The 24,178-nt window shown below is 59.8% G+C and carries 21 protein-coding genes and 1 pseudogene; 12 read left to right on the forward strand and 10 right to left on the reverse strand.

The annotated features are described in order from the left end of the window. The first annotated feature begins 28 nt into the window (after positions 1–28). The 5 genes and pseudogenes from AB4Z53_RS23315 (at position 29) to AB4Z53_RS23335 (ending at position 7,272) form a co-directional block, all read left to right on the forward strand. A complete protein-coding gene (locus AB4Z53_RS23315; protein ID WP_441597868.1) occupies positions 29–1,798 on the forward strand; it encodes a sensor domain-containing diguanylate cyclase in 1,770 nt (589 codons plus the stop codon). Continuing rightward, a pseudogene (locus AB4Z53_RS23320) lies at positions 1,798–1,926 on the forward strand (ring-cleaving dioxygenase); the annotation flags it as partial. The gene AB4Z53_RS23315 and the pseudogene AB4Z53_RS23320, both read left to right, overlap by 1 nt. Positions 1,927–2,201: 275 nt before the next feature. After that, the gene (locus AB4Z53_RS23325) at positions 2,202–3,305 is read left to right on the forward strand and encodes an NADH:flavin oxidoreductase/NADH oxidase (RefSeq protein WP_441597869.1); all 1,104 of its coding nucleotides are present in this window, start codon (positions 2,202–2,204) and stop codon (positions 3,303–3,305) included. 549 nt (positions 3,306–3,854) lie between these two features. After that, positions 3,855–6,245 carry an arylsulfatase gene (locus AB4Z53_RS23330; RefSeq protein ID WP_441597904.1) on the forward strand — a complete coding sequence of 797 codons (2,391 nt, stop codon included), beginning with the start codon at positions 3,855–3,857 and terminating at the stop codon, positions 6,243–6,245. A gap of 97 nt (positions 6,246–6,342) precedes the next feature. Next, complete coding sequence (locus AB4Z53_RS23335) at positions 6,343–7,272, forward strand: formylglycine-generating enzyme family protein (protein WP_441597870.1); 930 nt, start codon at positions 6,343–6,345, stop codon at positions 7,270–7,272. Positions 7,273–7,552: 280 nt separating this feature from the next. Here AB4Z53_RS23335 and AB4Z53_RS23340 read toward each other — a convergent pair whose 3' ends face one another. From AB4Z53_RS23340 to AB4Z53_RS23360, 5 genes are all read right to left on the reverse strand, one after another. Next, the gene (locus AB4Z53_RS23340) at positions 7,553–8,752 is read right to left on the reverse strand and encodes a patatin-like phospholipase family protein (RefSeq protein WP_441597871.1); all 1,200 of its coding nucleotides are present in this window, start codon (positions 8,750–8,752) and stop codon (positions 7,553–7,555) included. 107 nt (positions 8,753–8,859) lie between these two features. Beyond that, positions 8,860–10,026 carry a low temperature requirement protein A gene (locus AB4Z53_RS23345; protein ID WP_441597872.1) on the reverse strand — a complete coding sequence of 389 codons (1,167 nt, stop codon included), beginning with the start codon at positions 10,024–10,026 and terminating at the stop codon, positions 8,860–8,862. A 57-nt stretch (positions 10,027–10,083) separates the two neighbouring features. Beyond that, positions 10,084–10,758: a YoaK family protein gene (locus tag AB4Z53_RS23350; protein WP_441597873.1), complete on the reverse strand. Its 675-nt coding sequence runs from the start codon at positions 10,756–10,758 to the stop codon at positions 10,084–10,086. 198 nt (positions 10,759–10,956) lie between these two features. Beyond that, entirely contained in the window at positions 10,957–11,646 is a 690-nt protein-coding gene (locus AB4Z53_RS23355; RefSeq protein WP_441597874.1) for a hydrolase, read from the reverse strand. A gap of 234 nt (positions 11,647–11,880) precedes the next feature. Further along, positions 11,881–12,027: a hypothetical protein gene (locus tag AB4Z53_RS23360; RefSeq protein WP_441597875.1), complete on the reverse strand. Its 147-nt coding sequence runs from the start codon at positions 12,025–12,027 to the stop codon at positions 11,881–11,883. Between the two features lie 669 nt (positions 12,028–12,696). Between AB4Z53_RS23360 and AB4Z53_RS23365 the strand changes: the two genes are divergently transcribed. Beyond that, entirely contained in the window at positions 12,697–12,891 is a 195-nt protein-coding gene (locus tag AB4Z53_RS23365; RefSeq protein WP_291157435.1) for a hypothetical protein, read from the forward strand. Positions 12,892–13,075: 184 nt separating this feature from the next. Here the strand turns inward: AB4Z53_RS23365 and purU are convergent, their stop codons facing one another. The 3 genes from purU to glyA all read right to left on the reverse strand — a co-directional run bounded on the left by purU (position 13,076) and on the right by glyA (position 16,283). Next, positions 13,076–13,972 carry a formyltetrahydrofolate deformylase gene (gene purU, locus AB4Z53_RS23370; protein WP_113535908.1) on the reverse strand — a complete coding sequence of 299 codons (897 nt, stop codon included), beginning with the start codon at positions 13,970–13,972 and terminating at the stop codon, positions 13,076–13,078. A 24-nt stretch (positions 13,973–13,996) separates the two neighbouring features. Then, positions 13,997–14,887 carry a bifunctional methylenetetrahydrofolate dehydrogenase/methenyltetrahydrofolate cyclohydrolase FolD gene (folD, locus tag AB4Z53_RS23375; protein WP_113535907.1) on the reverse strand — a complete coding sequence of 297 codons (891 nt, stop codon included), beginning with the start codon at positions 14,885–14,887 and terminating at the stop codon, positions 13,997–13,999. A gap of 118 nt (positions 14,888–15,005) precedes the next feature. Then, the gene (glyA, locus tag AB4Z53_RS23380; RefSeq protein WP_441597876.1) at positions 15,006–16,283 is read right to left on the reverse strand and encodes a serine hydroxymethyltransferase; all 1,278 of its coding nucleotides are present in this window, start codon (positions 16,281–16,283) and stop codon (positions 15,006–15,008) included. A 134-nt stretch (positions 16,284–16,417) separates the two neighbouring features. Here glyA and AB4Z53_RS23385 point away from each other — a divergent pair, with 134 nt between their 5' ends. The 6 genes from AB4Z53_RS23385 (at position 16,418) to AB4Z53_RS23410 (ending at position 23,341) form a co-directional block, all read left to right on the forward strand. Continuing rightward, the gene (locus AB4Z53_RS23385) at positions 16,418–17,302 is read left to right on the forward strand and encodes a LysR substrate-binding domain-containing protein (protein ID WP_113535905.1); all 885 of its coding nucleotides are present in this window, start codon (positions 16,418–16,420) and stop codon (positions 17,300–17,302) included. 454 nt (positions 17,303–17,756) lie between these two features. Next, on the forward strand, positions 17,757–18,788 hold the full coding sequence (locus tag AB4Z53_RS23390) for a transporter substrate-binding domain-containing protein (RefSeq protein ID WP_223730619.1): 1,032 nt from the start codon (positions 17,757–17,759) through the stop codon (positions 18,786–18,788). Between the two features lie 63 nt (positions 18,789–18,851). Next, the gene (locus AB4Z53_RS23395) at positions 18,852–20,066 is read left to right on the forward strand and encodes an ABC transporter permease subunit (RefSeq protein WP_441597877.1); all 1,215 of its coding nucleotides are present in this window, start codon (positions 18,852–18,854) and stop codon (positions 20,064–20,066) included. Continuing rightward, positions 20,063–21,187: an amino acid ABC transporter permease gene (locus AB4Z53_RS23400; protein ID WP_291157444.1), complete on the forward strand. Its 1,125-nt coding sequence runs from the start codon at positions 20,063–20,065 to the stop codon at positions 21,185–21,187. The genes AB4Z53_RS23395 and AB4Z53_RS23400 overlap by 4 nt, the downstream gene beginning before the upstream one ends. 24 nt (positions 21,188–21,211) lie before the next feature. Further along, positions 21,212–21,970 (forward strand): amino acid ABC transporter ATP-binding protein, encoded by a 759-nt coding sequence (locus AB4Z53_RS23405; protein WP_273700267.1) that lies wholly within the window; start codon positions 21,212–21,214, stop codon positions 21,968–21,970. A 42-nt stretch (positions 21,971–22,012) separates the two neighbouring features. Beyond that, on the forward strand, positions 22,013–23,341 hold the full coding sequence (locus tag AB4Z53_RS23410) for a D-serine ammonia-lyase (protein WP_441597878.1): 1,329 nt from the start codon (positions 22,013–22,015) through the stop codon (positions 23,339–23,341). Positions 23,342–23,610: 269 nt separating this feature from the next. Here AB4Z53_RS23410 and AB4Z53_RS23415 read toward each other — a convergent pair whose 3' ends face one another. Beyond that, on the reverse strand, positions 23,611–23,844 hold the full coding sequence (locus AB4Z53_RS23415) for an AbrB/MazE/SpoVT family DNA-binding domain-containing protein (protein WP_441597879.1): 234 nt from the start codon (positions 23,842–23,844) through the stop codon (positions 23,611–23,613). 94 nt (positions 23,845–23,938) lie between these two features. Then, positions 23,939–24,163, reverse strand: coding sequence for a hypothetical protein (locus AB4Z53_RS23420; protein ID WP_441597880.1), 225 nt, complete (start codon positions 24,161–24,163; stop codon positions 23,939–23,941). Between the last annotated feature and the right edge of the window lie 15 nt (positions 24,164–24,178).

Raw genomic sequence — 24,178 nt, forward strand, 5'->3', positions numbered from 1 at the left:
CTCAACGATTGGCGGCTAACGTCGGCCAATGATCTGGGAATATGTTCAAAAAATGCTTGCCGTGGCAGGGCTTAGCCTTGTGCTGCTCGCATCGCTGGGTCTCAAACCACTCAGCGCGGCTGGAAATGCGGAGATAAGCAGTTCCTGCTGGAAATCAGCGGGGCTGTCGGACGACCTCGCAACTCTTGCTGTCTCCCCGGAGCGCTGGATCTGCGCGGATCACGCCTATTCGATTAAGGGCGATCGCGTACTACTGCGCTTCGAAATCGAAGCGAGTGATGTCCTTCCCCAGTATCTCTTCTCCAGGCGTAGCGCACTTGCAGCGGTTCATTTGCTGGCAATCGATCGGGACGGCTCCATCCGCCAAGCCTCGCTGTCTTCGAGTGAGCTGCTAAGCGCCTTGTCCGGCGGATATTTCAAGGCAGCACTTCCACGCGTCACCGGCGACACGACGCAGATTGTGGTCGCCTTTGATTTGCCAAGCCACACGATGACGCTCGAGAACGCCCGTATCGGACCATCGGACCTCCCTATAGACATTTCCCGTACGCGGTCGTTCCTTCTTTTGGCAGCGCTGGCCGGGATGCTCTCTATGCCGCTCATTTTCAACGCGGCGTTTTACCGGGTCCTGCGCGAGCCGTTCGTCCTATGGCATACCGCGCTCGCGGTCTGCTTGCTGTTGACCATCCTGGTCTCTTCCGGTCTTGCCGTCGTCATATTCGATCCGCCGGCAATGACGTTGAGCTGGATGACCACGATAATCTTCGGCCTGACAATTGCTTCCGGGGCAATGTTCACCCGCAGCTTCATCGAACCAGGCCTGTTGCGGCCATTCCTGCGTAACGCGCTCCTCTATTGCGCAGGATGGGCGATGTTCCTTAGCAGCTTCCACGCGGCATTTCCGTTCGTGGCGCGCCCAATTCAGTCTACCCTGTACACGGCGGCATTTGCCCCGGTGCTTGTCGTCTTTGTGCTGTCTCTTGCAGATGCGCTGAGACGCGGAAGCCGGGCGGCCGGGTTTCAGGCGATCGGCTATATACCCATGATGTTTACCGGATTGGTGCGTCTGGTAACCGGTGTCGTTCCGTGGCTGCAGTCGAACGACGCCATGCTCCTGTTTTATGTGGGCTGCGTGTGCGAGGTCCTGTTTACGACACTTGGGCTGGCGGATCGCTTCATGTCGATTAGGCGCCAGCGCGACCATGCTCGATTTGAAGCGGATATGCTCGAGCGCCTATCTGAGCGCGACCCCCTAACGGGATTGCTTAACCGGCGAGCCATTGATGAGAAGTTCGAAACGATGCGTGCCGAGGGCTACTGCACACTTGCGGTACTCGATTTAGATCACTTCAAGGCAGTCAACGACATTCACGGTCACGTTGTTGGCGACGATGTATTGAGAGCCACGGCCAAGGCGCTTCAGGCAGATGAGGATGTTCAAGCCTTCCGGCTTGGCGGCGAGGAGTTTGTCCTTCTTGTGCGCGGCGGCGACGCAGAAGCGAGGGCGGAGCGTCGACGCCAGTCCATTTCCTCAATCGTCGCCAACGCAGTTCCCGGACTTAGCAGCCCTGTAACCGCCAGCATGGGCGTTGCGTCCGCACCGCCAGGTGCCGCTGTAGAATTCTCAACACTTTACGAACAAGCCGACAAGCTGCTCTATGATGCAAAACGCGCCGGTCGAAATCGAACCAAAGCCGCGTTGGTTGAAGGAGCGGCAAGAAAGGTCAAGACACCCTCTGGTCACCGCGAGCCTGTGCCGGCTCGCACAGGCGAGCCAGCGCAAAAGCTTCGATGGTAAACGGCCTCGCGCTGATCGAAGCGGCCGACGATGCCCGCGCCCCCTGGCTCGCCCAGGACATCTCCGAAGCCAACGCCATCCGCGGCTTTAGCGGCGCGCGCTTCAACCGTCGGCGAACAGGTTATACCTTTTGCCAGGACTGTCTGGGCAAAGAGCCGGCGGTGACATCCTGGATCAACCAGATCAAGCCCCACATGTTCGCTCACCTGCCGAAAGGAGAAAAACCGGGCGACGTCGCAGCAACTCGCCAGGTTCGGATCACATCCGATAGTTGAGTGCGCGTCGAGAGCCGGAGGGAGTATACGGGAAAGCCTGTTTTACACCGAGATTGCAACTTCGCTGGCAAACGGCGAAACATTGACAGGCCGGCGCGACCGGCCCCGTCGATCTCTGGAGAACGATCATGAGCGCAACCAGGCTTTTCTCACCCTTTGAATTGGGATCGCTTACGCTGCGAAACCGCATCGTCATCGCCCCAATGTGCCAATATTCGGCGACCGACGGGCAGATGAACGACTGGCATCTCATTCATCTCGGTAATCTGGCCCTGTCGGGAGCGGCGGTGCTCACCATCGAGGCCACGGCAGTTCTGCCTGAGGGCCGCATTTCCTATGGCGATGTCGGGCTTTATTCGGATGCCTGCGAGCACGCCATGGGCCGTGTCCTGGACGGTGTGCGACGGTGGTCCGACATGCCGATCGCCATCCAGCTCGGCCATGCCGGACGCAAGGCTTCCAGCGAAATCCCATGGAAAGGCGGACGCCAGATCAATCCGGCGGGCGAGGGGGGCTGGAAGACCGTTGCCCCGAGCGCTGTCCCTTTCCACGAGGATTATGACCATCCGGCGGCGCTCGATCAAAGTGGCCTTGCGCAGGTCAGAGCGGCCTTCGCCGATGCTGCCAGGCGCGCCGCCGCTCTCGGATTGGACGCTGTCCAAATTCACGGAGCGCACGGCTATCTCCTGCATCAGTTCCTGTCGCCGCTCTCCAATCGACGCACGGACGATTATGGTGGGTCGCTCGAAAACCGCATGCGCTTTCCTCTTGAGGTCTTCGAAGCCGTTCGCGAAGCGTTTCCGGCGGACCGGCCGGTGACGATGCGGGTCTCGGCGACCGACTGGGCGCAGAACGGCTGGGATATCGAGCAAACCGTGACCTTTTGCCAGGCGCTCGAAGCCCGTGGCTGCTCAGCCATTCATGTCTCGTCGGGCGGCCTTGCGTCGAACCAGCAAATTGCGATCGGACCAAGCTATCAGGTACCCTTTGCGCGCGCTGTCAAAGAAGGCGTGGGAATACCGGTCATCGCCGTGGGCCTCATCACAGAGTTCGAGCAGGCCGAAGCGATCCTGACGATGGGCGATGCCGACCTCGTCGCGATTGCCCGCGCCATCCTTTACGATCCCCGCTGGCCCTGGCACGCGGCGGCGCATTTCGGTGAGCGGGTATGGGCGCCCGATCAGTATCTGCGATCGCAGCCCCGACAGCTCCGCCATCTCTTCGACCTCTAGGCATAGATCAGGACCCGGTTGCGGCTTTTACATCCCGATTTCAGGTGAAGCGCGCAGCGAAAAATCCGGCGCCGAATTTTGACCTAATGGCTTCAAAGGCTGAGCAGAGGAGGGCCTCTCAAAGCCCGGATACCTTGGTGAGATTGACCCGGAAGCGGTTGCGCCGGCGCTGATATTTGCAGGGTATTTCGGTGCTCGCGGCATGGTCTTGCGGTTAAATGCAAAATGACAGCGCTGGTTGAGAAGTTGAGCGTCATCAGGCGCTCCCGCGCGCCCGCTACAATCGAAGCTTCCGTCATATGGGTTAATTGGCTGCACTGCCAAGCCCATGCTAATATAGATAATGTGGGTGGAGTGATGGCGGAGAAGCAAAGCATGTCCCGCCGCCGCATATCATTGTTGCTTATTCTGTTTGACCCTTGCGGAGTTGGTTGGGCCCAGGCTCCAGCTAATACTTTCTGATGGATTCGTTCGACTGAAGTTCCCCTCAATTCATGCTGATGTGACCGTTTCAATCAGATGGTAGCGACCAGGGAGGGTACCATGCGAATGAAATTGGCTCTTTTGACCCAGGTCGCCGCGGTGGCTCTGACGTGTTCAGCCTGGGCTGCAAACGCACAACAAATTACCGGCACACCGGGTGCCCCGGACGCCACGACGACCATCGACGGACGCTACCTTCCCAACCCGCCTGCGGCCTTCGGCGGCGAGATCGGGCTGAGCGCAAAGGACTCAAAACCGTATTGGCCTCCACAAATCGTCCCACCCAAGGGCGCACCCAATATCCTTTTGATCATGACGGACGATGCCGGCTACGGGGTTGCCGGGACGTTCGGCGGCGTCATCCCGACACCGGCGCTTGATCGCGTGGCGCAGATGGGCCTGCGCTACACGCAGTTCCACTCAACCGCACTCTGTTCGCCGTCGCGGGCAGCGCTGATCACCGGACGCAACCATCATTCGACCGGATTTGGTGTGATTTCCGAGCAGGCAACCGGCTATCCAGGATATGACTCGGTTCTGGGCGTGGACAACGCGACGATCGGCAACATACTGAAACAGAACGGCTATTCCACCTCATGGTTTGGCAAGAATCACAACACGCCGTCATTCCAGTACAGCAGCGCTGGTCCCTTCGACCAATGGCCGTCGGGCATGGGCTTCGACTACTTCTACGGCTTCATGGGCGGCGACAGCAACCAGTGGGAGCCCTATCTCTTTCAGGATCACACGCAGATATTTCCGTGGCTCGGAAAGCCCGGCTATAACTTGATTACCGATGAGGCCGACAACGCCATCAACTACATCAAGCAGTTGAACGCGGCTGCGCCGGACAAGCCCTTCTTCGTCTACTACGTACCCGGCGCCACACATGCGCCGCACCATCCCACGCCGGAATGGATCGAGAAGTTCAAGGGCAAGTTCGACATGGGCTGGAATGCCATGCGCGACCAGATCTTCGCGAACCAGAAGCGTCTTGGCGTCATCCCGCAAGATACCCAGCTCACCGCCTGGCCCGACGACCTGCCGAAATGGGACACGCTCGACGCCGACAGCAAGAAGCTGTTTGCCCGCCAGGCCGAGGTGTTCGCAGCTTACGTCGCCTATTCCGACAATGAGATCGGCCGCGTCATCCAGGCGGTAGACGACATGGGCAAGCTGGACAACACACTCGTCATCTATATCGAGGGCGACAACGGTACGAGCGCGGAAGGGAGCACGCTCGGCACCCCGAGCGAGGTGATCACCATCGAGGGTATGGAGATTCCCGTCGCCGACCAGTTGAAATTCTATGATGCCTGGGGTTCCGACCAGACCTACCCGCACATGTCGGTCGCCTGGTCATGGGCCTTCGACACACCGTTCAAATGGACCAAGCAGATCGCCTCGCATTTCGGCGGTACGCGGCAAGGCATGGCAATGGCGTGGCCCGTCCGCATCAAGGACGCAGGCGGCATTCGCACCCAGTTCCACCACATGATCGACATCGTGCCGACGATCCTCGAGGCGACCGGAATCCCGGCACCAGCCATGGTCAACGGCGTGGCGCAGAAGCCGATCGAAGGCGTCAGCATGGCCTATAGCTGGGATAAGGCCAACGCCGACGCGCCCTCGACGCGCCACACGCAATACTTCGAGATGTTCGGCAACCGCGGCATTTACAACGATGGCTGGTATGCCTGCACCACACCGCCCGCAGCGCCCTGGCTGATGGGCAAGGCGCCAATGCCGGAAGTGGTCAATGGCTACAAGTGGGAGCTCTACAATCTCAATGAGGACTATTCGCAGGCCAACGACCTCGCGCAGAGCAATCCCGACAAGCTGCATCAGATGCAGGAACTGTTCCTTCTCGAAGCCGCGAAGTACAACGTATTCCCGCTCGACAACTCAATCTTGGAGCGCCTCGCCACGCCCCGTCCGAGCGCGACCGCGGGACGCAAGCTGTTCTCCTATTCAGGCGTCGTTTCCGGCCTGCCCGGCGGCAACGCCCCGAATATCGTGAACAAGTCCTACACGATCACCGCTGAGATCGAGATTCCAGCGGCTGGCGCGGAAGGCATGCTCGCGACAACCGGCGGCCGTTTTGGCGGCTTCGGCCTCTACATCCTGAAGCAAAAGCCGGTATTCCTCTACAATTTCGTGGACATCGAGCGCTTCCGCTGGGAGGGCCCCGACACGCTGGCCGCCGGTAAGCATACGATCGAGTTCGGCTTCACATCGGACAGCCACACCATGGGCAGCGGCGGTACGGGCATTCTCAAGGTGGATGGCAAGGAGGTCGCCAGCCAGAAGATCCCGCACACTGTCCCCGCCCTGATGCCATGGGACGAGACCTTCGATGTCGGCATGGATACGCGCACCGGTGTCGATGACAAGGACTACCAGGTGCCGTTCGCCTTCACTGGGACGATCGACAAGCTGACGGTCCAGCTGAACTGAGAGCGTGCTCAGGCTTTTCGGATCGTCTTGGCCCGGTATCGGGGTGAGGTGACGCATGAATGTCTCGCCTGACCGACCGGCTGTCGGTCGAATAAGGATGCAGGTCAGCGCTCCCAAACAGGTCTGGATCGACGGGGGCAGCTTCCTCATGGGCTCGGACCAGCATTATCCCGAGGAAGCTCCTGCCCATCCGGTGAAGGTCGATGGTTTCTGGATCGACGTGGCACCGGTGACCAACCGGCAGTTTGCCGCATTCGTGGAGGTTACCGGTTATGTTACGCTCGCCGAAAAGGCGTCCAATCCGAAAGATTATCCCGGCGCGCCGCCCGAAATGCTAAAGCCGGGGTCGGTGGTCTTTGACCCACCGAAGCGGGTCTCCGGTCGCGATCCATCGCAATGGTGGAAATTCAAGTTCGGTGCGAACTGGCGTCGGCCCTATGGGGGCTTGAGCAACCTGCGTGGCAAGCTCGACCATCCGGTCGTCCAGATCGCCTATGCCGACGCCATGGCCTACGCCGTTTGGGCGGAAAGGGACCTGCCGACGGAGGCGGAGTGGGAAATTGCAGCCAAGGGCGGCCTCGAAGGCAAGGAGTTTGCTTGGGGGGACGAATTCATCCCAAACGGCCGCTGCATGGCCAATACCTGGCACGGCATGTTTCCGACTGAAAATCTCAAAAGCGACGGGTTCGAGCGGACCTCGCCAGTCGGCAGCTTCCCGCCGAATGGTTACGGCCTCTACGATATGATCGGCAATGTCTGGGAGTGGACGAGCGACTATTGGACGACACGCCATTCCGCCCCGGCCGAAAAGGCTTGCTGCGTTCCGGTCAACCCGCGCGGTGGCAGCGCCGAGGCAAGCCGCGATCCGGCACGGCCCGACATCAGGGCCGCAAGGCGGGTGATCAAAGGCGGATCGCATCTCTGCGCACCAAACCACTGCCGTCGTTACCGCCCTCAAGCGCGCCATCCCCAGGAGGAGAACGCGGCGACAACCCATATCGGTTTTCGCTGTGTCCACCGGCCATAGAGCCTGACTTCATGGCTGCAGCCGCGCGGATCTCGGCAACAAAGGGCGCGAACGGGCGCTTCGAGCGCCAGCCGAGCTGGTACCTCAGTGTGTGCCGTGTTGGCTTGCCCGTTATCTTTGGCTAGCTAGGAAGTTGCGGAACAACCATACGCTGATCGTCGCGGTGGGGGTTCTGGCCGTCGCGCTCACGCTCGGAATGCTGGTTCAGTTTCTCTTCTTCCGATGACCCCCGCAGGCTCAGGAACTGCCTAGCGAGCGTGGCATTTATCGGCGCAAAACATCAGCTAGGATTGCGCCCTTCGGCCGCCTGCACCGGCGTCAGCGGCGGCTGCTTGCGCCAGCGCGCAAGACGTCCCTCTTCGTTTCCGACAGCAAAAAGCTTTTGCATGTAGTTTCGATCGAACTCGGATTTCGATCTCAGTGTGAAACGATCGGGGATAGACGCGTAATAGAGCTGACCGCGCGCGGCCGTCGTTTGTAGCTGCAAGCGCGTCAAATCGGATATCGTCTGATACTTGATCAAGGTCTCGATCGAGCGGCGGGCGATCCCGAGCGCCGTTTCTTCCGTCTCGGTATATTCGGGCGTCAATCGCCCGTTGCGGATCAGATAGAGCGTTCGCGACCGGGCATGACCAAAGTAGCGCTTCTCATAACCCGAGAGCTCGATATTGGGCGGGGCGAAGAAGACCTGCGCCACCGTCCCGCCATCGACATGCAATTCCTGCCTGACTTGACCGTCCAGCCTCACATCGATGCGGACCGGTGGGAATACCGCGGGTATGGCGGCGGACGCCAACAGGATGTCGATCATGCGTTCCCGACGATCGGCGCGTGCGCTGGCGGCGATTGCGGACAGGTCCCAAACGACGGGACGCTGGGCATCGATGTTGGTGGTTTGGATCAAAAGACGGCGGCCAATGTGGTATTGCGCTGCGATTTCTTCGACCATTTTTTCGGTGAGATAGCGGCCGATCAACTGCCGCAACGGCGAATTGTCATAGAGGCCTCGGCCCATCACACCGAACAGCCCGAGATTTCGATAGATGTCGCGGTCACCGTACTGCGTGAAAACTTCGCGCAATTCGTTGTCATGACCCGGACCAAGAAAAGCAAAGGGGGCGGCCAAGGCGCCGGTGCTGACCCCTGTCACAACCTCGAACTGCGGTCGATTGCCTCGCTCGGTCCAGCCCGTCAGGTATCCTGCAGCAAACGCACCGTCGGCGCCGCCGCCCGAAATCGCAAGAAAGTCGACATGGTCTGTGGCGGTGGACGGCCGATGCCCTGATCGAACAGCAGTCTGCGTCTGTGCGTACTGTTGTGTAATGAGCGAGCGCAACGTGGGCGTGACCTCGTCTCCCCAGAAGCGGGCAAGGTCCACCTCATCGATTTTAACAGTCGAGGCCTGTTCTGCCGGAACGGAGACACGCTCAGGCCCGGCGACGCATCCGGTCACGAGACCCGACGCCAAAAGCAGCGGCATGATTGCGGATCGAAATCCCGGATAGCGCACAAGAATGGTCGCTGACAACGACATCGGCCTTTGATCCCCCATCATTGTCTCCAGCCTACTTTGCCGATCGCGGATTGTCAGTTGCGTTCGCTGCCGTCGCGAAAGGGTGCCGGATATAGGCGACGGCGTATCGTGACAGCGAACGCCAGCAAAGCTGCGTTTATTTCCAGAGCGTGGGAGGCAAACGCCCCGCTTGCGAGCACGAGCGCTGCGACCACCAGGAGAAGCCAATGCATCGAGCCATGCCTGGATGCCCGGTCGCGGACGAGCCAAAGGGCGGTCAGGTAGATCGCGATCGGGATGCAGAAGGCGAGAGCGGCGAGCTGTTGCGAAACGGTCGCGTTGCGGGCAGCGCTTAGAAACACGACAAAACCGGCGGCCGTCGCCGCTCCGGCTGCGAAAAGCAGACAGTGGCCGTAGGCCCAGGTCAGAACGGTGCGAGCTTCACGGCCAAGCAGCTGTTCGTTTCGATCAAAATACAATCCCCACATCGAAAATGCGATGATGGAGCAGAGCGTCGCCCACCAGAAATGTCTGAGCTCGGGCGTCGCCGGATCTGAGATGATCAAGGCGATGGCAGCAAAACATTCACCAAGGACGATGATGTTGAACGAGTTGTAGCGATCAATGATGTGACCATGGTGCCAGTTGCTCGCGGTCCCGCGCTCGGCCAAAAGCGGTATGGCCAGTTCGCCGGCGGCGCCGAGTGCAAAGAGCGGGAAGTAGAGCGGCGCTTCCGGCGAAACTGTGACGATCAGGGTGTTCCAGTAGACCTGCATGGCGCCGATCCCGGCCGCGTAACGCAGGGCCGCCGGGCGGGCCTGCCGATCGCCATTCGCCGCGCCGAGCCAAAGGGCGATCATGCCAAGGCGCATGATGCTGAAACCGATGAGGACGAGCCAATGGGGTTGATCGCCAAGGCCGCTTCTTATCCCGCCGGCAAGGGTGAGCGATCCGAACATGATGACCATCGTCAGCACACGAAAGGCGGCAGACTTGTTGTCATAGCCCGAGGCAAACCATGTGTAGTTCGCCCAAGCCAGCCAGGCCATGAAGAAGCTGCATGCAAAATGGATGAGACCGGGTCCGGATGCGCCGGCCTCGATGTCCTGCGCCAGGCTGTGAGCGGCGGCACCCACCGCCACGACGGTCGCAAGATCGAACATCAACTCGAGCGAAGTCGAGCTGCGGCTGGCCTCGTCGCGATCGCGCGGGGCCAGGCTAAAGGCGGCTATCGCAGACAAGGCAGACCTCCTCTTGAGATCGCGATTGCAGGGGGGGAAGGCGACGGATGCCACGGTTCAGCCGGGCTTCTTCGTTTCTTGCGGTGAATAGAAGAACCCGACGAGAAGCAACAAGAAGGCGGGAAAGAGCATTCCTGCAACACCCACGGTGACTTGCGCCAACGCGCCGGCAGCACACCCCATCACAAAGCCGAACACCAGGATGAACGACGTCAGCGACTGCCCCCATTCCTCCGGCTTCTCGCTGTAGCCAATGACGCGACGGGCCGTGGCGACCGCAAGGCCGGCGATGTTGCCCGTCATGAGCGAAAATGGTGGGCCGAGTCTCGGGTCGAGACGCTCGATCGCCGTCAGCATTCCCATCGCGGTGACGGCGAGCAACGCACAGGCCGACACCGGTCCGGCATCGAAGATTGCCAGAAGGGCGGACGTCGCGAATGCAACGGCCGCGATGATGAGCGTCCAGAACGTTGCACGCTCGAGAGGCTTGATCCAGGCGACCATGATTGCCGCCAATCCCGCGCCCACCATGAAGAGGGGGAACGACATGATCTGGAGACCGCGCAATCCGCCTTTCTCGTGTCCGACCAGGCCCAGCCCGAGGAGCACGACATTGCCGGTGACGAGCCCGACAAAAAGACCGCCCAAGTGAATGAAGAAGAGTGCGTCGGCGAAGCCGGAAATGAAGGCCAGCGCCAGCGAGTTGCTTTTCCCGCGAAGTATCGTGAGCATCGTATGCCGCTCCCCTAGTTGATTGCGCGCCCTGGCAACGAGAGCAACGACTGCAGCGACAACGCAACGGTCGATGCTGGTATCGTCCGTCCGGACGTGAAGCGAACGCTCCGCGGTGCGCCCTTGAAATCGAATTCTGAAAGGACAATGCGGATCCCCAGGTCTGTCTGGGCGACAGCCCAGGGGATCCGATGATACTTACTTCGCCGGGTTCGGTCCGATGGTCTTGCCGTGGTGGGTGCGCTCTTCGCCGTTGTGAACCATGGTGACGGCGTAATCGATGCCCATGCCATAGGCGCCCGAGTGCTCCTTCACCAGCGAGGTGACGGCATTGTAGGTTTCCTTGCGGGCCCAGTCGCGCTGCCATTCGAGCAGGACCTGCTGCCAGGTCACCGGGATGACGCCGGCCTGGACCATGCGGTCCATGGCGTATTTGTGCGCATCGACCGAGGTGCCGCCGGAGGCGTCGGCCACCATGTAGATCTCGTAATCCGGTACATCATTAAGGGCCGAGAGCGCGAAGGTGGTGTTGCAGACTTCGGTCCACAGGCCGGAGACGACGATCTTCTTGCGACCGTTGGCGGCATTCTTCGCCAGCGCATCGCGGACGTTCTGATCGTCCCAGGAGTTCATCGAGGTGCGCTCGAGAATGTCGTTTTCCGGGAAGACGGCGAGCAGTTCGGGATAGGTGTGGCCGGAGAAGGACGTGGTCTCGACGGTGGTGATCGTCGTCGGGATGTTGAAGACCTTGGCGGCCTTGGCGAGACCGACGACGTTGTTCTTCAGCACCTGGCGATCGATCGACTGCACGCCGAAGGCCATCTGCGGCTGCTGGTCGATGAAGATCAGCTGGCTGTTCAGCGGGGTCAGGACTTCGAGTTTGGCCATGGGATATCTCCTCTTTGAGCTGGTTGGGAAGAAGGATGTCGGTGTCTGTCTTCGCCAGTCTGTGGTGAACTTGTCTGGTGAAAACAGGAGTATCGGGTCGGATTGCGCCGAACAAGTGCAATAAGAATTTCGATAGAGTTGCGAATATTGCAACAATCGACGTGAAGTGATGTGACCTGGAGCGCCTCGGTTCAGATGAAAGTCAGACGCTCCAACACCTGGCTTGGAGAACAGTCACAGAAAGCGGATCGCTGGTTCTTTCGTCCGGTCGTCACCGACCGAAAGAATGAGGCCGTCGGCGATGGCAACGGCAGTGGCCGTCGGATTGGCGCGATCGAGCGTCGTGACAAGGCCGTTGTGGAGAATGAGGTCGGGCGTCATCGTGGTGTCTCCGGACTGTTGGGCGCCGGCGGTGCGGGCCGACGAAAAGAAAGCAGGCAGGGCAAGCGACGAGGCTGCGCCGAGGAACGTGCGTCGGGTGAGCTCATGCTTCCTCCTTGTGTCTGAAGCTGCCGACGAGTGGTCGGATCTTCATCTAGTGATCCATCGTGATAAAGAGATTGTCCGTCCGTGAGCGAGGCGCWGGAGCAAGAGCAAGCATGCAGCACGAGCCAAGAAGGCGGCCAAGCGCTCGCAAGGGAAAGTCAATCGGACATACATAACGCACCGATCAGCGAGCTGGCTGCGGGCAGAAAGCATACGCGCGCGAGATCAGAGGGCTGCGGAACGGTGGCTTGATTGCCAGGATCATCGGCGTCTCCCTGATCTGATCGGTTGCGGGTCCGGTTTTTCGATATTGCTGCTATTGCGCTCTAGTTTCTTGTCCAGAATGCCTGTTTTTAGAACGTTCTTGCGCTCCCGCGGCGAAGTCAGGCATCGATGACCCGGTGTTCGCGGTGATCCGAAAGTGCGATGGCGTGGGTTTGGGCGTAGACGCCGGATCGGTCCGCCAAGGCGCTTGGGCTGGGGACGTCGCGGGCTCGGTCACCGTCGGCAAGCGCGCTGACCTCCCCCCGTTTGCGTACCGATCGCGTGCTGAATTTCGCCCCGATGGAAGACATCGACAGTGTTGGGGTCAGCGGACGTCGAGCGAAAGCCGACGGTGTCATGGTTGACGTGGATTGGGCGCACGCAAGACGGGGCACCATCGATATTCAGGAGCGGGTCTTTGCTGTGGCGGAGACGATCAACCTGACATGGCCAGCAAATGGGTCGCAGATGGCCGCGATGTGCAAGTCGAAATGACCCGTTTGCCAGCGATGGCTGGACTAGGCTGGGCTTTGCCAATCGCCGGTTGCGCCTCTGACGCCACGGGCTGAGGTTGGTGCACCTCTACCCGCTGGCCAGTCAGCGCGATACTCTCAAAAGTCCCTTGGCCCGATCGCCGACCAAGGGGTGCACCTGGGAACCTTCTTCCGCGGGGCTTGGTTCAGCCCATCCGTTCCGAGGCGTACGAGCCTGGCGAAGGTGGGAAGACCACAGCCTTGTTCCCGTTGATGAAGACGCGGCCATGGATATGCGCGTGGATCGCGCGGGCGAGCACCTGGCTCTCCACGTCGCGGCCGAGGCTGACGTAGTCCTCGGCACTTTGAGCATGGGTCACACGCACGGTGTCCTGTTCGATGATCGGGCCTTCGTCGAGGTCGGCAGTGACATAGTGAGACGTGGCGCCGATGAGTTTCACGCCGCGCTCGAATGCCTGCTTGTAAGGGTTCGCACCCTTGAAGCTCGGGAGGAATGAGTGATGGATGTTGATGATCCTGCCCGACATCCGCGAACACATCTCGTCTGAGAGAACCTGCATGTAGCGCGCCAACACGACAAGTTCGGCACCGCAATCTTCAACGATTTGCATTTGCTCGGCTTCGGCTGCCGGTTTGTTATCCTTGGTCACCTTGATGCAGTGAAACGGTATGTCGTGGTTCACGACAACGCGTTGATAGTCCAGATGATTGGAGATCACGCCAACGATGTCGATCGGCAGCGCGCCGATGCGCCAGCGATAAAGGAGGTCGTTCAGGCAGTGGCCGAAGCGTGAAACCATCAGGATCACCTTCTTCTTTGCGCTTTCGTCGAAGAACTCGGCGTCAGCCTGGTATCTGGCCGCGATCTGCGCGAACCCCTCGCGGAGTTGGTCGAGGCTGTGCCCTTCTTCAGGCTGGAAGCTGATGCGCATGAAGTAGCGTCCGGTGTCTGCGTCGTCGAACTGGGCACTGTCGGAGATATTGCAGCCATTTTCGGAGAGATAGGACGCAATCGCGGCCGTTACCCCGCGAATGGAAGGGCAGGCTACGCGCAGCGCGTATCGAGGCTTGGTGCTGGTCATGTGATGGGTACCGTTCTTGGCGATTTATGCAACGAGGCCTTGTTGGCGGCGAAAAGCTGTGAGTGTGTTGGACAGGAGGCAGGCGATCGTCATCGGGCCAACGCCTCCAGGGACGGGGGTGATGGCCGCGGCATGCCCCGCCTCGGCGTAAGCGACGTCTCCGACGATCCTGGATTTCCCGTCTTCGACGATACGGTTGATGCCGACATCGATGACGACGGCCCCTGGCTTGATCCATTCTCCGCGAACGAGCCCCGGTCTTCCAACGGCCACGACCAGAATGTCGGCGGCGCGGCAAAGCTCGGCCGTGTTCCTCGTCTTTGAATGGGCGACTGTCACAGTGCAATTGGCGCTCATCAGGAGCTGCGCCATTGGTTTGCCAACGATGTTGGACTTGCCTAGTACGACCGCGTTCAATCCAGCCAAATCCGCCCCCAGTCGATCATGGAGGAGCATCATGCAGCCAAGTGGCGTGCAGGGGATCAAGGCAGGCTGGCCTGTTGCGAGCCGCCCGGCGTTGGAGATGTGAAAGCCGTCAACGTCCTTGTCGGGGTTGATCGCCTGAATGACTAAGTTGGGGTCAAGATGACGCGGCAGCGGCAACTGCACCAGGATCCCGTGAACCTGAGGGTCCTGGTTCAATGCGCCGATCAGTGCCATGAGCTGGTCCTGAGTGGTATCTGCCGGCAGTCGGTGTTCGAACGATTTCATGCCCGCCGCAACGGTCTGGCGATGTTTGGACGCAACATAGACGGCGCTCGCCGGGTCGTCGCCCACGAGCACGACAGCGAGGCCCGGGGCAGCACCGGTCTCTGCCAGAAGCAAGGCGACGTCAGTCTCGATGCTTTTCAAAAGGCCGTTCGCAAAGGTCTTTCCGTCGATCACCTCAGCGCGGTGAAATCTATCCATTCCCATCTCGTTGCTCTCCTGTCGACCGGTTCGGGACATCGCGACGCCTGAGTATGACCATGCCGCGCGGTGCATTCTGCTCGCGCGGCATGCGTCAGGAATTCGGAGCGTCGGTGGGTGGAGCTCAGTGTCCGTAGACCGGGAAGCGGTGGGTGAGGTCGGCGACGACCGCCTTCGCATTACCCACGACTTCGTCAATCTTTCCAGCGGCTTCAGCGTCAATGAGATCGGCAATCACTTTGCCGAGCGCCTTGAACTCCTCTTCCTTCAGGCCTCGAGTGGTCGCCGCCGACGTGCCAAGACGCATACCGACCCATTCGGGCGGGCGAGGGCTGTCGCCTGGGATCGGGTTTTTGTTCGAGGTGATGTTGGCACGAGCCAACGCTACCTCGACCTGCTTGCCATTGAGGCCTTTGCTGGAAAGATCGAGCAACACGATGTGCGTATCAGTGCCGCCCGACACGATCCGGACGCCGCGATCGGCGAGCGTTTCTGCAAGTACCCTGGCATTTGCCTTCACCTGGTGGGCGTAGACTTTGAAATCATCTCGCAGTGCCTCACCCAGGCAGATCGCCTTTGCCGCAAGGACGTTGCTGTGAAGTGATCCCTGGACGCCCGGGAAGACGGCAGCTTGCAGCTTCTTGAACCATTCTTCGTTGTTTGTCAGAATGAGGCCGCCGCGCGGACCACGCAGTGTCTTCGTCGTTGTGCATGTGACGATATCGGCATGCGGGAACGGGGAGGGGTGCGCACCCCCTGCCACCAGACCTGCGATATGGGCCATGTCCACCATGAAGTACGCACCGACCTTCTTGGCGATCTTCGACATGCGCTCGAAGTCGAGTTCACGTGGGTACGCCGAGCCGCCGGTAATCAGGAGCTTCGGGCGCACCTCTTCAGCGACGCGCTCCATTTCGTCATAGTCAATGACTTCGTTCTGGGCGTTCACATTGTAGTTGTGTGCCTCGAACCACCGACCCGAAAGGTTAGCCTTCATGCCGTGTGAAAGGTGGCCGCCTGCAGCAAGGTCGAGGGAAAGAACCTTGTCGCCTGGGGTCATCAGCAGGAAGAAGACCGCCAGGTTTGCCTGCGTGCCGGAATGCGGCTGGACGTTGGCATAGGCACATCCGAAGAGTTCCTTGGCGCGGTCGATGGCAGCCTGCTCGACCACGTCCACGAATTCGCCGCCACCGTGGAAGCGATTGCCCGGGTAACCCTCGAGCGTCTTGTTGGTCATCTCGTGGCCAAGTGCATCGAGGACCGCACGGCTGACGATGTTCTCCGACGCGATAAGCTCGATCTGGTTCTGTTGGCGACGACGCTCGTTGGCAAGAGCGTTCGCAACGAGCGGATCGCGCTCTTCGACGTGCGTTTCGAAAAATGTCTTTGCGACGTTTTCCATTGTTCCTCTCCAATATCGGGTATCCATTTCGTTGGAGGGCAAACTAGTCGGCGTCACGATCCAGAAAAAGTTAATAATATTTGCATATACCATCAGATATGCTAATCAATTGAGTATCGGAACGGGAGGATGGCATGGACATTGGGCGTCTGCGGGCTCTCAGGGAACTCTCGATCCGAAAGACAATGGCGGCTGTGGCCGAGGCTCTTTATGTTTCCCCGTCCGCGGTGTCGCAACAGATTGCACTCCTTGAGGAAGAGGTGGGCATCAAACTGATTGAGCGCCGGGGGCGCGGCGTCGTCATGACCCTCGCCGGGCAGAAGCTTGTCGACCGCGCCGGGAACATTCTGTCAGAAATCGAGTCTGCGCGAGCCGATATCTCGGAACTGAAAAGCGTGATCTCGGGCGAGTTGCGGGTGGCGGCTTTCCCGTCAGTTGCGGCCGCATTGATCCCGCGAGTGGTCCATCAGCTTGCCGAAATGCACCCGCACCTCACCGTCCAGTTCGATGAAATGGAGCCTGCGGAAAGCGTGGCCGCACTCAGAAGCTGGCAGACCGATGTAGCCATCATTGACGACCTCAACATGCCGACGGGCGCTTTGGACCCCAACATTGAAACCATCTATCTGATGGAGGATGTGTTCAACGTCATGGTATCGAAGGACCATAAGCTGGCCGAAAAGCCGACGGTCAAACTCAAGGAACTGCGAAACGAGCGCTGGGCCATCGACACCGCATCGGACACCTACAACACGATGCTTGCCGATGCCTGCCAGGCCGCCGGCTTCAAGCCCAATATCGTCGCGCGTTGCAAAGGGTTCGAGGTAACGATCGCTCTCATCCGGCAGAATTACGGCATCTCGATGCTACCGGGCCTCCGGGCCAGCCATGACCTGGAGGATGTCTGGGTCTGCAAGGTCGTTCCAGAAATCCGCCGCAAGATCTTCCTGGCTTTTCGCAAAGCAGAGAAGCGGAGCCCTGCCATGCAGGTCTTCATTGAGCAGATTACGCGCAAGTAGGGCGCGGGCTGACCATCATTTCAAGCAAACCATAGGGTGTTGAGCCCTTGAGCTTTGGCCTGCCTTCATCGGGCGATTGGCCGTGCTCGTAGCGCTCACCGCCGCGCTCACGTCCGAGTCCTGGCTACGTTACTGCTCTTTGCCGAGCAAGATCCCGTTCGATCCTAAGATAGACACGCCTGGGTAGTCTGGGGCGGTTGCGCCTCGCCGGGGCGCATTTCATTCATCAGTTTTGCTTATGTAATGATCAAGGGAAATTAAGTAGATTTAAACGAATCGACCCCTTATCGTCCCCCTGCCGATCGATGGGGCTTTAGCGACATCGGCGAACCGGCGGGAACATTTTTTGCTTCAGAACGGCAATAGCCGCTGCGGCCGACATCGAAATCAGTCCCCCGCCAGTGCTCCGTCTTTAGGCCCACAACTCGTCAGAGCGTCCGAAAGGGGAACTGAAATGAAATTCATGAAAGCACTCGCAGCCGGGGTATTCGCCGGGCTGGCTCTCGCAGCGACAAGCGCTTCCGCATCCGTCCTGGATACGGTGAAGCAGCGGGGCGTCCTGAACTGCGGCACCGACAATACCGCGCCCGGATTCGGCTATCTGAATACCACGACGGGCCAGATGGAGGGACTGGACGTCGACTTCTGCAAAGCGGTCGCGGCCGCAGTTCTGGGCGACGTGTCGAAGGTCAAGTTCATCACCGTGACGGACAAGAGCCGCTTCGACGCGGTGCTTACCAATCAGGTCGACGTCGTCTTCGCCCACACGACGATCAAGCCGGCGCGCGAATCCGCCATCGCGATCGATTTCCTGCCGATCAACTTCTACGACGGCAACGGCGTGATGGTGAAGGTCGATTCCGGGGTGACCCAATTCAGCGACCTCGAGGGCGCAACGATCTGCACGACGCAGGGCTCCTCCACCGAGATGGTCCTTACCAATGCCTTCAAGGCTCGCGGCTGGACGACCTCAAAGGTATTGACCTATGAGAACCTCGAAAAACTCTTTGCAGCACTGAACTCCGGCCGCTGCAACGCCATGAGCACGGATAAATCCGCGCTTGCGGCTTGGGCTGGCAATTCGCCGAAGCCTGCCGATTATCTGATCCTCCCCGATACCCTCGACAAGTCGCCGTTCGGTGGCTTTGTGGTCGCAAACGACTCCAAATGGCGCAACGCTTTGCGTTGGGTCCATTACGGTCTCTTCCAGGCGGAAGAGTCCGCCATCACCCAGAACAATCTCGACGAAAAGCTCAAGAGCGAAGATCCCTTCGTTCAAAAGCTCCTGGGCGTTGGCGGCGGCTACGGCAAGGACTTCGGCCTTGCCGACGACTTCGTAGCTCAGTCGATCAAGGCCGTTGGCAACTATGGCGAGATCTACGATCGCAATCTCGGTCCCAACACCAGGATGTATCTCGACCGGAAGGGCACGGCAAACGCCCTTTGGACCCAGGGTGGCGCAATCTATTCCCCGCTCTGGAATTGAACCTGACAACGGGCTGGTGCGGCATTTGCCGCTCCAGCCCGAAATGGCGTTTGGAGCCCGGATATGAGCATCAATGAGACGAGCGCGGCACCCGGTGTCGTCGATCGTGACCAACAGCAGGCGCGGCGGTTGCGTAACCGGTTGCGCTACGACGCCATCCAGTTCGCGATAATCGCCCTGGCGATCGCTCTGGTTGGTGTCCTGGCCTATGCCGTGAAAGAAGGGCTTGCCGCAAAGGGCATCAAGTTCAGCTTCGCGTTCCTCGCCAACACGGCGGGCTTCGACATCAGCGAAGGCAAGACGCTTTCGTTCGGGGAAGGGATCCTTCCGGTGTTCGAGGCATTCACGTCCGACAGGACGAACGGTGCGGCCTTCGTCACGGGCATGTTCAACACGGCGAAGGTGGCAGTGCTCGCGATCGTCTTCAGCACGATCTTGGGCACGCTCTTCGGGGTCGGACGCCTTTCGACCAACTGGGTCGTCAGGAACCTCTGCTTCTGGATCGTGGAGTTCGTCCGCAACACTCCGCTTCTGATCCAATTGGTCTTCTGGTACTTCGCCGTCGTTTTGCAGTTCCCACCGCTCGCATCCGCCGCCAAATGGTACGGTGGCGTCATTATCAGCCAGCAGGGCCTCCATTTTCCTTCTCTTTCCTGGGTCGGGGATGGCTCGCCGATTTCCATTGCGCTCGCGACGGCCACCTGGCTGGCGTTTGCCGGAGCGGTTTTCGATCCGGTTGGCAAGATGCGACGCGCCTGCATGATTGCACTCGCGGTGATGATAGGTGTGCTGCTTGCAACGGGCATGTTGTCGGTCGACTATCCGGTGGCTTCGCGCTTCCAGGCCAGTGGCGGCACAAGTCTAAGCCCCGAGATGGCCGCACTTCTGTTGGCCATCGTTGTGAACAGCGCGTGCTATATCGCCGAGATTGTCCGCGGGGCGATCGACGCTCTCCCGAAAGGTCAATGGGAAGCGGCCGGGTCGCTCGGTCTAAGCCGTCGCGACACGATCAGCGACATCATCCTACCCCAGGTGTTTCGTGTCGTGCTCCCGTCCTTCGGAAATCAGTACATCAGCCTGACCAAGAACACCGCGCTCGGAATTGCGATTGGCTATCCGGACCTCTTCAACGTCTATGGCACTGTCGCCAACCAGACTGGCCACAGCCTCGAAGGCATCGTCATCGTCATGGCGTCGTATCTGCTTTTGAGTTGGACGATCAGTGCAGTCGTTTCCTTTGCCGACAGGCGTCTGAACGTCGTGGGAGCAAAAAGATGATCGCATACGCTTTCAAGTGGTCACGCCACAACCTCTTTGCCAAGCCGTTCGACGCGCTCCTTTCCCTGATCGTCATCCCGGGGACGCTCTGGCTCATATACTCGGCTCTTGCATGGGCATTTACGACCGCGCAGTGGGATATCATCCCGCAGAGCATGCGTGTCCTGATGATCGGGATCTTCCCGGCCGATCAGGTTTGGCGTGCCTGGACAGCCGTCGGGATCATCGGTGCGCTTCTCGGGGCCGCACTCGGCTGCGTGTTCAGTTTCCGCGTCCACCATGCCTTTATTCTGGCAGTCCCGCCGCTCGCGCTTGCGCTTTCAGGACAAGGAATGGAGGTTTCCGGCCCTGCCGCTCTGGTCGTGGCGATCCTGGGGTGCGGATGGGCGCTGACCTCGTATGTGCCCCTGGCACGCAAAGTCCTGCTACCTGCATCGTTTACCGGGTTCATATCCATATTCGCCGTGATGGCGCCTCCAGGCGTTGGCCTGTGGGGAGGGTTGCTCCTCAGTATATTGCTGACGCTGGTGACCGCCGTTCTGTCACTTCCAATCGGCATCCTCCTCGCCTTCGGCCGCCGCAGTCGGTTTTCGAGCGTTCGCGTGATCTGCACGGGCTACATCGAGATCATGCGATCTCTACCGCTGATCCTGGTCGTCTACTGGATCTGGATCCTGATGCCGGTCCTGGCCACGGGATGGAACCTGGCAGATGTCGCACGCGGCATGATCGGTTTCACGATCTTCTACTCCGCATACGTCGCGGAATATGTGAGGAGCGGACTGCAGGCGGTCCCACAGGGTCAGACCGAGGCTGCACGCTCCCTCGGCATGAGCGAGTTCGATATCAACCGTTCGATCGTTCTTCCGCAGGCGCTGCGCGTGGTCGTGCCTCCGCTTGTAGGCAACGTGCTTGATATCTTCAATGCAGCGCCGCTCGTCTTCATCATTGGCCTTACCGACTTCCTTCGAGCGGGCCAGATGATCCTCGCCAACCCGCAGTACGGCGACCGAACCTACGAAGTCTATTCCTTCCTGCTTCTGACCTATTTCCTCGCCGGCTCGATGATCACCTACGCCGCGCGCAAGCTCGAAGCACATATGGCCGTCGGCAGTCGCTGAGCGGGCAAACATGGAGTGAAAGCGATGACCACCATCGTTGAAATGAAAAAAATGAACAAGTTCTACGGCACGCATCACGTGCTGAAGGACATCGACCTAACAGTGACACGCGGCGAGGTAATGGTTGTTCTCGGGGCGAGCGGTTCCGGCAAGTCGACCCTTATCCGTTGTGTGAACGGCCTCGAGATGTACCAGCACGGCAGTCTCGTGGTCGACGGTTATCACATGCCCGTCGACGAAGACCGAAGACTCGGAGGCGAGCGCGAACTGGCGGAGATCCGCAAGGGCGTGGGGATGGTGTTTCAGCAATTCAACCTCTTTCCGCACAAGACAGTCGTCGAGAACATTACGATCGCGCCGATCCGTGTACGGAAGAAATCCAAGGAAGAGGCCGAGGCGGCTGCGATCAAACTCCTGGAGCGCGTGGGTCTGAAGGCGCATGCGCATAAGTATCCGGGACAATTGTCGGGCGGCCAGCAACAGCGCGTGGCCATCGCCAGGTCGCTGGCGATGGAACCCCATCTGATGCTCTTCGATGAGCCAACCAGCGCCCTGGATCCGGAAATGGTGGGGGAGGTCCTCGATGTCATGCGCGAACTCGCCGCTGAAGGCATGACCATGATGATCGTCACCCACGAGATGGGGTTTGCCCGCGAGGTCGGCGACCGCGTTGTCTACATCGACCAGGGCTCAATCCTGGAGATCGCGAAGCCGGATACCTTCTTCGACGATCCGCAGAATGACCGTGCCCGCTCCTTCCTGGCCCGCGTTCTGAAGCACTGAGCGAAACACATGGCAATCAACCATCGGCAACAGGATAATGCGATGACCGTCGAAGTACCGAACGCGCAACTTCTCCAGGAAGTGGCCTCGGCGTGGCCGACCCTATGGGTGAACCCGAAGTACAAGGCGGGCGCAATCGACGGAGGAGACTTACCGGTAAACCCTTCCGATGTCCTGGACGCCAAACGGAACTGGGAGAGACTGGCTCCACTGCTTGCAGCGTGTTTCGAAGAACTCGAAGCCACCGGCGGCGTCATCCGATCCGAACTGCTCGAGCTCAAGGCGTTGCGACACGCGCTGGAATATGGCTCGCCGGAGTACGGTCGCCTGTTCATGAAGGCTGACAGCGAGCTTCCCGTGGCCGGTTCCATCAAGGCAAGGGGAGGGGTCTACGAAGTGTTTCTTTTCGCCGAGGGCCTGGCGAGGAAAAATGGCCTGCTGGCCGACGGGGGAGACATCCGCAAACTCGCGGGGGCCGAAGCGCGAGACTTCTTTTCTGGATACACGATCGCCGTCGGCAGTACCGGCAACCTTGGCTTGAGCGTGGGTATCGCCGCCCGGGCGCTGGGCTTCAAGGCAACCGTTCACATGTCCTTCGATGCGAAGCAGTGGAAGGTGGATCGCCTGCTTCGGCTCGGTGTCGAGGTTATCAAACATGAGGCCGACTACACGACTGCGGTGGAGAACGCGCGCGTCGTCGCGGAAGCGGATCCGTCCATCTACTTTGTTGACGACGAAAAGTCTCGACACCTGTTCCTCGGCTACAGCGTCGCGGCCTACGAACTGGCTGAACAGTTGAAGGGCCTGGGCGTAACTGTCGACGAAAACAACCCTTTGTTTCTGTATCTGCCTTGCGGCATCGGCGGCGCTCCAGGGGGTGTAACCTTCGGGGCAAAAGCAGTCTTTGGCGACAATGTCCATGCATTCTTCGTCGAACCCGTCCAGTCGCCTTGCGCGTTGGTGCATATGATGTCGGGCTCCGAGGAACTGGTGTCGGTCTATGACGTCGGCCTTACCAACAAGACCGAGGCTGACGGGATGGCGGTGGCGCGGATGTCTGCGTTCGTTGCGACCGTCATGCGAGAAATGTTGGCAGGCATCTACACTGTTCCCGACGCCGACTTGCTGAAGGCGCTGCTGGCTGCGTACGAGGCGGAGGGTTTACGCCTTGAGCCGTCCGCAACCGCGGCCTTGTTCGGCCCCGAGTTCCTCCTGCGCCACCCGCGCGGCGAAGAGTTCTGCGTGCAGCGCGGTATCCGGGACAAGATGGGACGCGCGACGCACATCCTCTGGACGACGGGGGGATCTTTCGTGCCGGACGAGCAGTTCGAAAGCTTTCTTGCACAGGCAAGGTCCTTGGTGCAGCGGTAGGCGCATGCGCGAACCTTTCGAGCAGTCGGGGTGATGGCCATTCCGATTGCCGGCTCACCCGTCCGGTGGTGCACGGCCCGGTCATCTTTCTGAAGCTGGCAAAGGCTCGCTCCGCGACATTCAGCCCGCTCGACCTTCAGGCGGCCGGGCTATGAGGAGCTGTTCCGGCGGTTGAGCGCGATCGGCTCCGACCAGCTGCGCTACAGACCTATTTGCCCATGTCGGATCATCGGTCGCGACATCGAGAAGCACGTTCGTGTCGACGAATATCACGGCTCGTCACGGGTGAGTGCCATAATCGCGTCAGTGTCCAGCCCTTCGCCTGCGTGCCCCCGCAGTTTGGAAAAGCGGCAGCGCTGCTGCTTTTTGGCGTCGTGGACGAGAACGATGCTCCCATCTTGCGCGCGGCGGAAATCAACCTTGCTCCCAGGAACAATTCCCAGGAGGTCGCGCACTGATTTGGGAATTGTAACTTGCCCTTTGGCTGTAACTTTAGACGTCATCGCCATTGCCCGATAAGTAATGATCTCATCAAGGTATTACGTCGCGGTCCTTTTTTCCAAGAGATTGAACGGATACCGCTCCGTAAACCTCGTCCTAGTCTTGAGCTGAAGTCCGGTCTCCGCGATGGAGGGGCTGCGCCCGCAGGAGCGAACCAATGATGATGAGCTCGTCGGCGTCGGCAAGGCTGTGGCGGTTAGGCGAGATGAAAATGTAACGACGCATATCGTACTGCTTGCCGGGCCGATTTGCGCGATCGCTCTCGAAGAGGATCTGCGAGATCCAGAGGATTTCCGCACGGCCCTTGCGCTCATCGCCCATGAATGCGCTCATGTA

The sequence above is a fragment of the Ensifer sp. 2TAB8 genome, assembly GCF_052115125.1.
In the GTDB taxonomy this organism is placed as follows: domain Bacteria; phylum Pseudomonadota; class Alphaproteobacteria; order Rhizobiales; family Rhizobiaceae; genus Ensifer.